The sequence below is a fragment of the Plantactinospora alkalitolerans genome, from assembly GCF_015690345.1.
In the GTDB taxonomy this organism is placed as follows: Bacteria; Actinomycetota; Actinomycetes; order Mycobacteriales; family Micromonosporaceae; genus Plantactinospora; species Plantactinospora alkalitolerans.
In genome coordinates this window covers 1-8,608 of sequence record NZ_JADPUN010000170.1, presented here as the reverse complement: position 1 = coordinate 8,608, position 8,608 = coordinate 1, and the positions used below count along the sequence as shown (strand labels likewise).

Below are 8,608 nucleotides of genomic sequence, written 5' to 3'. Positions count from 1 at the left end.
GATCACCACTCCGGCGCAGGACCGGTTGCACTTCGTCGCGTTCGACGTCATCACCAAGGACCGGGCCAGGCTGGTCGCGCTGCTCCAGGACTGGAGCGTGGCCGCCGCCCGGATGACCGCCGGCCAGGAGGCGGGGGAGATCGGTGCGGTCGGCGGGCTTCCGGAGGCGCCGCCGGACGACACCGGTGAGGCGCTCGGGCTACCGCCGTCCCAGCTCACCCTGACCATCGGCTTCGGCCCGTCGTTGTTCCGGGACGCGGACGGGCGGGACCGCTTCGGCCTCGGCGACCGGCGCCCCGCCGCGCTGGCCCCGCTGCCCCGGTTTCCCGGCGACGCGCTGCGCCCCGAGATCTCCGGCGGCGACCTGTGCGTGCAGGCGTGCGCCAACGATCCCCAGGTGGCCGTGCACGCGATCCGGAACCTGGCCCGCCTCGGCATGGGCGTGGTCAGCGTGCGCTGGTCGCAACTGGGCTTCGGGCGTACCTCCTCGACGTCACGGGACCAGGCGACCCCGCGCAACCTGTTCGGCTTCAAGGACGGCACCGCCAACGTGAAGGCGGAGGACCCCGACCTCGCGGAGCAGGTCTGGGTGCAGTCGGGCGACGGGCCGGAGTGGATGACCGGGGGGTCGTACCTGGTGACCCGCAAGATCCGGATGGTCGTCGAGACCTGGGACCGGACCTCGCTGGGCGAGCAGGAGGCGCTGATCGGCCGGAGCAAGGGCAGCGGCGCACCGTTGGGAGGCGGCGACGAATTCGACGAGTTGGACCTCGAACTGAAGGGTCCGGACGGCGAGCCGGTGATCGCCGAGCAGGCGCACGTACGGCTGGCCCATCCGAGCCGGCACGGCGGCGCGCGGCTGCTGCGTCGGGGCTACAACTTCGTCGACGGGTCGGACGGGCTCGGCCGGCTCGACGCGGGACTGTTCTTCATCGCGTACCAGCGGGATCCGCGTCGGCAGTTCGTGCCGATCCAGACCCAGCTTGCCCGCCACGACCTGCTGAACGAGTACCTGCGGTACATCTCCAGCGGCCTGTTCGCCTGCCCACCCGGGGTACGCGACGGCGACGACCACTGGGGGCGGGCGCTGTTCGGCTGAGCGGGCCGACGCCGAAAACCGCGCCGTACGCCGCTGGCGGCGCGATCTGCTCATGATCGCGGAGAGTTCGGCCGGCGTGGACAGGCCGAACTCTCCGCGATCATCGAGTGCGCGGTGCCTCGGCGGGGTCAGCCGACCGGGTTGATGGTCTTCGCGAGGGTCACGAACGCCTGCCAGCGCGTCGGGCCGAAGCTCAACGTGCCACCGTCGCGGTCCTTGGTGTCGCGTACGAGCACCACGCCGGGCAGGTTGTCGGCGACCTCCACACAGGAGCCGCCGTTCGAGCCCGAGCGGGTCGACGTCCGCCAGTTGGCGCCGGTCATGTCCACTCCTTCGCCGCTTCCCTGATCAGTTCGAGTGACTGCGTCCTCGGCAGGGCTTCGCTGCGGATCGCCTCCCAGGTGCCCTGGAGGGTGGCGAGATCCTCCGCCCGGTCGACGATCTGGGCCCGCACCTGGTGGTCGAGGTGCGCCACCACGCTCTGGTCCGGAAGCGTCGCCAGGATGAAGCCTCCCTGTAGGCCAGGGTAGACCCCGACCTCCCTGGGAACCACGAGGATCTGCACGTGCGGCAGCTCCGCGAGGGTGATCAGGTGGTCGAGCTGCTGGGCCATCACGGTCGGCTGCCCCCGCATGGGCCGGCGCAGCACCATCTCGTCGACAACGAAGACGAACTGCGGTGGGTTGTCGGCGGTGAGCAGGGCCTGCCGGTCGAGCCGGCTCTGCACCCGTTGCTCGACCTGCTCCGGGGTCAGATGCACACCGGTCATGGTCGCCCGCGCATACGCCTCGGTCTGCAACAGGCCAGGTATGTACGCCGGCTCGTACCAGCGGAGCAACTGTGCCGACCGTTCCCACTCGATCCACTCGCGTAGCCAGGCCGGGGTGCTGTCCAGCTTCGACAGCCTGAGCAGCATCCGCTCGAAGGTCCCACCGGTCTCGAACGCCTGGTCGATCTGTCGCATGTACTCGCTCGTCGGTGGGCGTTGGCCGGTTTCGACCGAACTGACGTGCGATCCCGAATAGCCGATCGTCTTACCGAACTCCTCCTGGCTCAGCTTCCGCGACGTACGGAACAGCCGAAGCTCTTCGAGGACGTACTCCGTGACCGCTCCCATTGGCTCCCCATCTCTGTCCAGCCTCCTTCCCTGTCTCACTCGCGCCTCCCCGCCCGTCCGCCTGACCTGCGCGGACGGGCCGAGCATGTATCGACCGTAGTGGTGTTCGCAGCAGAGTGTCACCAGTGGAACCGCTCGGAGCTGCCCAATCGGCGCCCAAACTGCCCGGGTGGAACTGCGGGGGCCGTTTCCGCTTCCCCGACGGGAGCGGCCCCCTTCCAACGAACCGAGGAGGACGCGATGCGGAGGCTCTGCCCGGACGACCCCAACGCGCTGCTGGTGCTGCGGCACCGCCGGAACTGGCGCCGACTGTGGCTCCACTGCCGGTGCGGACTGTGGTGGTCGTCCTGCCCCGATCGGGGCCGTTCGGTGCTGCGACACCGGGTGCTCCCGAAGCCGGACCTGCCGGCCCGGTCCGCGACCCCGGTGGCGCCTCCGCCACCGAACCGGCCGCGCTCGCGCAACACCAACCCCCGCTGGAACGCGCCCACCACGACCGGTTCGCGGTTCCCCACCCTGGGCCAGCGGCAGCGGGTACCACTGGGGACGGCACGGCGGCGGTGACGGCATGCCGAGCCCGCATGAGCCGCTACGCCCGCTGTGGATCTGCCGCTGCGACGCCCAGCCGTGGCCCTGCGCCGACGCCCGGCTCGCCCTGACCCGCGAGTACGCGGGCAACCGGGTGACGCTCTGCGTCTATCTCGGGATGTCTCTGGCCGAGGGTTCCTCCTAATTCCAGTTGACCAGTTGTTCGGGCGAAGAACAAGACTTGATCTTGCCGTTTGGCGGCCCCACGCTCGAAGGCATGCAATGGGACGAATTCACCACCCTGCGACGCGCCCTGTGGATTGGCGGCGGTCAGTGGGCCGGCAAATCCACGGTGGCCGCAATTCTCGCCGAGGAGTACGGCCTGACGCATTACCACTACGACTACCACGACGCCCGGAGCCATCTCGATCGTCGGCTCGCTCGGCGCATCCGGAGCGGTGAGCCGCCGACCGAACCGGATCCGGAGGCGATCTGGATCGAGGCGACGCCTGCGGAGATGGCGCGGAAGGCGCTGGCGAATTTCGTCGAGCGTTTCGAGTGGGTGCAGGACGACCTGCGGGCGCTGGTCTCACCCCGTCCGATCCTGGCGGACGGCTGGGGCCTACGCCCGGAACTGGTCGCCCCGATCACCGGATCGACGGACCGGATGGTGGTTCTGGTACCCAGCGAGGAATTCCGGCTGTACCAGATCGACCGCCTTCCGCGCGCCGGTCGGGTCGGTTCCCCGGTCAGCGACCCCCAACTCGCGCAACGGAATCGGATCGAGCGCGACCGGCTGATCGGCGAGGACGCGGTACGGAGCGCCCAGCGTCTGAACATTCCGGTGATCGAGGTCGACGGAACCCGCGACGCACGTGCGGTCGCCGATCTCGTGGCCGCGCAATTCGCACCCTTTCTGCCCCAGCGGTCGGTGGCGTGAAGTAACCCGTGCTCACACCCTGTCGGACCCCGTCGTTACGGTCCGGGACATGATTGGACGACCGGCTCCTGGGTGCCACCCCGGGCGACTGATGATCACCAATGTCTCGGCGGGGCGACCGAGGTCGAGCGGGACGGTCCGGTGACCGGGGGAGCGCGGCAGTTGTGGGACGAACACGCGACAGCCTTTGACGAGGAGGCCGATCACGGCCTGCGTGACCCCGGCGTCCGGAAGGCGTGGGCAGACCTGCTGCTGCCAGTTCTGCCGCCCGCGCCGGCATCGGTCGTCGACGTCGGTTGCGGGACCGGCAGCCTGTCGGTACTGCTGGCCGGGGCCGGGCACGACGTGTGTGGCGTCGACTTCGCCCCCCGAATGCTGGCGGCGGCGCGGAAGAAGACCATCGGCGCAGGGGTGGGCGTCGACTACGTCCTCGGAGACGGGGCGAAGCTTCCGTTCGCGCGGTCGTCCTTCGACGTGGTGCTCGCGCGGCATGTGCTCTGGGTCCTACCGGATCCCGGTCGCGTACTGGCGCACTGGATCAGCCTGCTCCGACCGCAGGGCCGACTCGTACTGGTCGAGGGCCACTGGTCGAGCGGTGCGGGGCTACCCGCAGCTGCCTGTCGGGCGCTCGTGCTGCGTTGCCGTGGGGAGGCCGAGGTGCGGGTACTGGATGATTCCCGCCTCTGGGGCCAGGAAATCGGCGACGAGCGATATCTGCTCGTCAGCAGCCGCTGACCACAGCCCGCGGGTAGGCTTGAGAAAGTGACCCTCACACACAAGGAAATCTTCGAGCGGTACCTGTACGCCGGGGCGATCTCCCGAGACCCGGACGCGATTGCCGCGATGTACACGGAGGACGGCGTGTTCGAGGCGCCGCTGGTTCCCGATGGTCATCCGCTGCCGAACCGCCTGGCGGGCCGGGCCGCGATCCGGGACGGCATCGGGGCGTACCACCGGGATCCGGCCTACCAGGGCACGGTGGATTTCGAACAGTCCGGGTACGTACTGCACGACACCGTCGATCCGGACGTGTTCGTCGCCGAGATCGACACGGTGCTGGAAAGTACGAGCGGGCAACGCGTGACCATGTCCCTCGTATGGATCATCCGGGTTCGCGACGGACAGATCGCCCGGCTCCGCGACTACTTCACGGTGCTGTCGTCCGTGGACTCCGGCAAGCTGCCGTGACGGTGGTCGGGCTGACGTCCGGAGCGGCTCGCTCAACTCGCTGCGACTCGGTACCCGCTGCGACCCGGCGCTCCCGGCGGGGTCCGGTGACGAGGTGGCCGGCGACCGCGAGGAGGCCGACGCCGCCAACCGCCAGCCAGTGCCAGTCGCCGAGGTACTGCAGGCTCACCCCGCCGACCGTCGGAGCGACGAACGCCGCCGCCGGGAACGTCAGGTAGAAGACCGCCTGGTATCGACCACGCAGGAGCGGAGGGGCCAGTTCGGCGTTGATCTCCGCGTTCGGCGGTGCGGCGAGCATCGAGCCGACCGTCCAGACCAGCGCCGCCAGCAGGTACCCGGAAAGGTGGTCCGCCAGCGCCAGGCTGCCGTACCCGAACGCCGTCAGCCCGGTGGCCCAGGCCAGCACCCGGTGTTTGCGGTGACCGTCGATCAGCCGGGGCACGAAGAGCTGACCGACCACGATGAGCGCGCCGCCCAGCGCCACGACCAGGCCGTACGCCGAGGAGCTCAGCCCGTCGGCGCGCATCGCCAGCGGCATCACCGTCGAGGTCTGCGTGGTCAGCACGGCAAGTACGAAGGTCAGCCCGACGAAGGCCAGGAAGGTGCGGTCGGTGAGCGGGGTCCGCAGCCCGGCCCGGATGGCCGGGGTGGCTCGGACGGTGGCCGGGGTCAGGGTTTCCGGCACCTTCCAGGCGATGATGACGGCGGTGGCGAGGGTGGCCGCCGCGTCGAGGAGGAACAGCACCAGGTAGCTCGACTCGGCGAGCAGTCCGGCGAGGGCCGACGCGCCGGCCATGCCGAGGTTGAAGGCCCAGAAGTGCAGGTTGAACGCGCGGGATCGGCGTTCCGCCGGTACCACGTCGACGATCGCGGCGACGAACGCCGGGCCGGGCATCGAGTGGGCGATACCGACGAGTCCGGCGAGCAGGGCGATGGCTGGCAGGCTGGTGGTGAACGCCATACCCGCCATCAGCACAGCGGCGGCCAGGTGCGACCAGAGGAGGGTGCGGCGCCGCCCCCAGCCGTCGGCGAGTACCCCGCCGAGCAGCACCCCGGCGACGCCGCCGATTCCGTACGCCCCGACGACCAGGCCGGCGAGTGCGTCACTGGCGTGCCGGGCGTCGGCGAGGTAGAGCGGGAGGAACAGCATGGCGAAGGCGCCGACCCGGTTGATCAGCAGGCCCGTCCAGAGGTACCAGAAAATCCTCGGTAGCCCGCCGGCGGTGTCAGCGAGCCACGCCCTTGCCGTCCGCATCCATCCCCCGGTAAAGACTGTTTCCAGTAGTCAACCGGCTAGACCCTAGGAAGTGCGGGGACGGTACGCCAGGGTGTCGATGGTCACCCGCCTTCCGGGGGGAAGGCCACTGTGACCTTCCCCCACAGTCCGTGCCCGACGGGCGGTCGTTCATTCAGTCGATGTCTGGTTGGCGGACGTCGAGCGGGATCCGGAAAACATGTCCGTGCGAGTTGACCGCGCAGCCCTCGTTCGACACCTGGTCCGACCACTGCACCGACTCGCCGGCGACGACCCCGCTCACGCTGAGCCGGACCGGCTGCCACACGCCCGCGCAGCCGGAGCTTCCGGGTGGGATGGCGTCGATGTCGCCCTTGGCCGCCTCGACCTCGGCGCAAGCCTCGGCGGGGTACGGGTGCTCGTTGCCGGGCGCGTCGCAGCGCAGCAGCACGACGACCGGCTCGGTCCGCTTGCTGGGGCCGGGCCCCTGGGGCGGGCCGATCACGATGTGCAGCGAGATGACCGACGGTGTGGCCGGTGCGGATCCCGAAAGCTGCGCAGGTCCGTGGGCCGACGCGGAGTCGACGGCCAGCGCGGACCCGGTGGACGCCATCGGGGCGCCGATCCCCACGACGAGCGCGCCGAGGACGGCGGCGAGCCTTCTCATGATGCCTCCTCTAATCGACAAACATCGATGCTGATGTATCGTCGCACAGGTCTGTGCCCGGCGGCTCCGGAGCGGCATCGCGGGCTGACCGGTCGGCGGGAATATCGGTGGCCTCCGGCGCCGTCGCGGCCTAACGTGATCGCCATGTTCGGCACGGCAGCCTTCGCGCGGCCCGCAGGTGTTCTCCTGCTGGGCCCCACTGTCGTGCACATGGCGTCGCCCCAGCCGACCGTGGCGTCGCACCAGCCCAACCTGGCGTCGCACCAGCCCAACCTGGCGTCGCACCAGCCCAACCTGGCGTCGATCCGGCTGAACCGGCTGGATACCGGCGCGCGAGGCTGACCCTCCTCCCGCACCAGCAGAACCCACGGAGGAGGGTGGCCCGGATTCCCGGTGCCGCCCCGTCGTGTGCACCGGATGCGCGGTTCTGGCGCGGTCTCTTCTCGCGGTGTGGCACCCGCCCGCGCTCGTCGTCCGCCAGCTCCTCTCTCCGTTGAGGACAGACAGATCATGGCCAAGAGCCAGTTCATCCGTACCAAGCCACATCTGAACATCGGCACGATGGGGCACGTCGACCACGGCAAGACGACGTTGACCGCCGCCATCACGAAGGTGCTCGCCGAGCGGGACCCGGCGGTCAACCGGTTCGTCGCCTTCGACGGCATCGACCGGGCGCCGGAGGAGGTCGCCCGGGGCATCACCATCACCATCGCGCACGTCGAGTACGAGACCGCTACCCGGCACTACGCGCACGTCGACATGCCGGGTCACGCCGACTACGTGAAGAACATGATCACGGGTGCGGCACAGGTGGACGGTGCGATCCTGGTCGTCTCGGCGCTCGACGGTGCGATGCCGCAGACCCGTGAGCACGTACTGCTCGCCCAGCGGGTCGGGGTGCCGTACCTGGTGGTGGCGCTGAACAAGGCGGACGCGGTCACCGACCCCGAACTGCTCGACCTGGTCGAGCTGGAGGTGCGGGAACTGGTGAGCGAGTACGGCTTCCCCGGGAACGAGGTGCCGGTGGTGCGGGTCTCCGCGCTGCGGGCCCTGGCGGGCGACCCCGCCTGGGTCGGCTCCATCGGCGACCTGCTCGACGCGGTCGACCGGTACGTCCCGGTGCCGCCGCGCGAACTCGACCGGCCGTTCCTGATGCCGATCGAGAACGTGCTCACCATCTCCGGGCGGGGAACCGTGGTGACCGGGGCCGTCGAGCGCGGCTCCATCCGCGCCGGTGACCCCGTCGAGGTGGTCGGGCTCGCTCCGACCCTCTCGACCGTCGCCATCGGACTGGAGACGTTCGGCCGGTCGCTGGACTCGGCGCAGGCCGGAGACAACGCGGCCGTACTGCTGCGCGGGGTCAAGCGCGACCAGGTGCAGCGGGGACAGGTGGTGGCCCTGCCGGGCAGTGTCACGCCACACCAGAGGTTCACCGCCCGGCTCTACGCACTGAGCACGGCCGAGGGAGGTCGCCGTACGCCGTTCCACGCCAACTACCGCCCGCAGTTCTACTTCCGCACCACCGACGTGGTCGGCGCGATCGACCTGGGCGAACTGCCCCAGATCGCCCCCGGCGACAGCGCCACCGTCACCGTCGAACTCGGCAAGCCGATCGCGATGGACGTCGGGCTCGGCTTCGCGGTCCGCGAGGGCGGCCGGACGGTCGCGGCCGGCACGGTGACCGCCCTGCTCGACTGAGCACCGCCCTCGGGCGCCCTCGGGCGCTTGCAAGGAGGGGGCCCTTCTTATCGTTTTCAGTAGAAGAAGGGCCCCCTCCTAACCGGGCTGTCCGCGCGGCGGGCGGCGCGATGGCGCGATGGCGGGCGGCGGGATGG

12 protein-coding genes are annotated in these 8,608 nt (G+C 70.2%); 8 read left to right on the top strand and 4 right to left on the bottom strand.

The features are described 5' to 3' along the window. A partial coding sequence (gene efeB, locus I0C86_RS17935; RefSeq protein WP_196202392.1) for an iron uptake transporter deferrochelatase/peroxidase subunit occupies positions 1–1,099 on the top strand: 1,099 nt, incomplete at its 5' end. A gap of 128 nt (positions 1,100–1,227) precedes the next feature. Here efeB and I0C86_RS17930 read toward each other — a convergent pair. Both I0C86_RS17930 and I0C86_RS17925 read right to left on the bottom strand, forming a co-directional pair. Continuing rightward, on the bottom strand, positions 1,228–1,422 hold the full coding sequence (locus I0C86_RS17930; protein ID WP_196202391.1) for a DUF397 domain-containing protein: 195 nt from the start codon (positions 1,420–1,422) through the stop codon (positions 1,228–1,230). Then, entirely contained in the window at positions 1,419–2,216 is a 798-nt protein-coding gene (locus I0C86_RS17925) for a helix-turn-helix domain-containing protein (protein WP_196202390.1), read from the bottom strand. Before I0C86_RS17925 ends, I0C86_RS17930 begins: the two co-directional genes overlap by 4 nt. A 240-nt stretch (positions 2,217–2,456) precedes the next feature. Between I0C86_RS17925 and I0C86_RS17920 the strand changes: the two genes are divergently transcribed. The 5 genes from I0C86_RS17920 to I0C86_RS17900 all read left to right on the top strand — a co-directional run bounded on the left by I0C86_RS17920 (position 2,457) and on the right by I0C86_RS17900 (position 4,872). Beyond that, a complete protein-coding gene (locus I0C86_RS17920; protein WP_196202389.1) occupies positions 2,457–2,780 on the top strand; it encodes a hypothetical protein in 324 nt (107 codons plus the stop codon). A 4-nt stretch (positions 2,781–2,784) separates the two neighbouring features. Next, positions 2,785–2,949 (top strand): hypothetical protein, encoded by a 165-nt coding sequence (locus tag I0C86_RS17915; RefSeq protein ID WP_196202393.1) that lies wholly within the window; start codon positions 2,785–2,787, stop codon positions 2,947–2,949. Positions 2,950–3,021: 72 nt separating this feature from the next. Then, entirely contained in the window at positions 3,022–3,684 is a 663-nt protein-coding gene (locus I0C86_RS17910) for a hypothetical protein (RefSeq protein WP_196202388.1), read from the top strand. A gap of 141 nt (positions 3,685–3,825) precedes the next feature. After that, entirely contained in the window at positions 3,826–4,419 is a 594-nt protein-coding gene (locus tag I0C86_RS17905; protein ID WP_196202387.1) for a class I SAM-dependent methyltransferase, read from the top strand. Between the two features lie 27 nt (positions 4,420–4,446). Beyond that, positions 4,447–4,872 carry a nuclear transport factor 2 family protein gene (locus I0C86_RS17900; protein ID WP_196202386.1) on the top strand — a complete coding sequence of 142 codons (426 nt, stop codon included), beginning with the start codon at positions 4,447–4,449 and terminating at the stop codon, positions 4,870–4,872. Here the strand turns inward: I0C86_RS17900 and I0C86_RS17895 are convergent. Together I0C86_RS17895 and I0C86_RS17890 are read right to left on the bottom strand one after the other, a co-directional pair. Next, positions 4,832–6,127 carry an MFS transporter gene (locus I0C86_RS17895; RefSeq protein WP_196202385.1) on the bottom strand — a complete coding sequence of 432 codons (1,296 nt, stop codon included), beginning with the start codon at positions 6,125–6,127 and terminating at the stop codon, positions 4,832–4,834. The two genes, I0C86_RS17900 and I0C86_RS17895, sit on opposite strands and share 41 nt — an antisense overlap. 154 nt (positions 6,128–6,281) lie before the next feature. Then, positions 6,282–6,773 (bottom strand): SSI family serine proteinase inhibitor, encoded by a 492-nt coding sequence (locus tag I0C86_RS17890; RefSeq protein ID WP_196202384.1) that lies wholly within the window; start codon positions 6,771–6,773, stop codon positions 6,282–6,284. Positions 6,774–6,917: 144 nt separating this feature from the next. Between I0C86_RS17890 and I0C86_RS17885 the strand changes: the two genes are divergently transcribed. Both I0C86_RS17885 and tuf read left to right on the top strand, forming a co-directional pair. Then, a complete protein-coding gene (locus I0C86_RS17885; RefSeq protein WP_196202383.1) occupies positions 6,918–7,115 on the top strand; it encodes a hypothetical protein in 198 nt (65 codons plus the stop codon). Positions 7,116–7,283: 168 nt separating this feature from the next. Beyond that, on the top strand, positions 7,284–8,471 hold the full coding sequence (tuf, locus tag I0C86_RS17880) for an elongation factor Tu (protein ID WP_196202382.1): 1,188 nt from the start codon (positions 7,284–7,286) through the stop codon (positions 8,469–8,471). Positions 8,472–8,608 lie beyond the last annotated feature (137 nt).

What these genes read in the sequence shown, in the direction of transcription:
- I0C86_RS17930 (WP_196202391.1), bottom strand. Translation starts at nt 1,422, where the DNA reads ATGACCGGCGCCAACTGGCGGACGTCGACCCGCTCGGGCTCGAACGGC.
- I0C86_RS17925 (WP_196202390.1), bottom strand. Translation starts at nt 2,216, where the DNA reads ATGGGAGCGGTCACGGAGTACGTCCTCGAAGAGCTTCGGCTGTTCCGT.
- I0C86_RS17920 (WP_196202389.1), top strand. Translation starts at nt 2,457, where the DNA reads ATGCGGAGGCTCTGCCCGGACGACCCCAACGCGCTGCTGGTGCTGCGG.
- I0C86_RS17915 (WP_196202393.1), top strand. Translation starts at nt 2,785, where the DNA reads ATGCCGAGCCCGCATGAGCCGCTACGCCCGCTGTGGATCTGCCGCTGC.
- I0C86_RS17910 (WP_196202388.1), top strand. Translation starts at nt 3,022, where the DNA reads ATGCAATGGGACGAATTCACCACCCTGCGACGCGCCCTGTGGATTGGC.
- I0C86_RS17895 (WP_196202385.1), bottom strand. Translation starts at nt 6,127, where the DNA reads ATGCGGACGGCAAGGGCGTGGCTCGCTGACACCGCCGGCGGGCTACCG.
- I0C86_RS17890 (WP_196202384.1), bottom strand. Translation starts at nt 6,773, where the DNA reads ATGAGAAGGCTCGCCGCCGTCCTCGGCGCGCTCGTCGTGGGGATCGGC.
- I0C86_RS17885 (WP_196202383.1), top strand. Translation starts at nt 6,918, where the DNA reads ATGTTCGGCACGGCAGCCTTCGCGCGGCCCGCAGGTGTTCTCCTGCTG.
- tuf (WP_196202382.1), top strand. Translation starts at nt 7,284, where the DNA reads ATGGCCAAGAGCCAGTTCATCCGTACCAAGCCACATCTGAACATCGGC.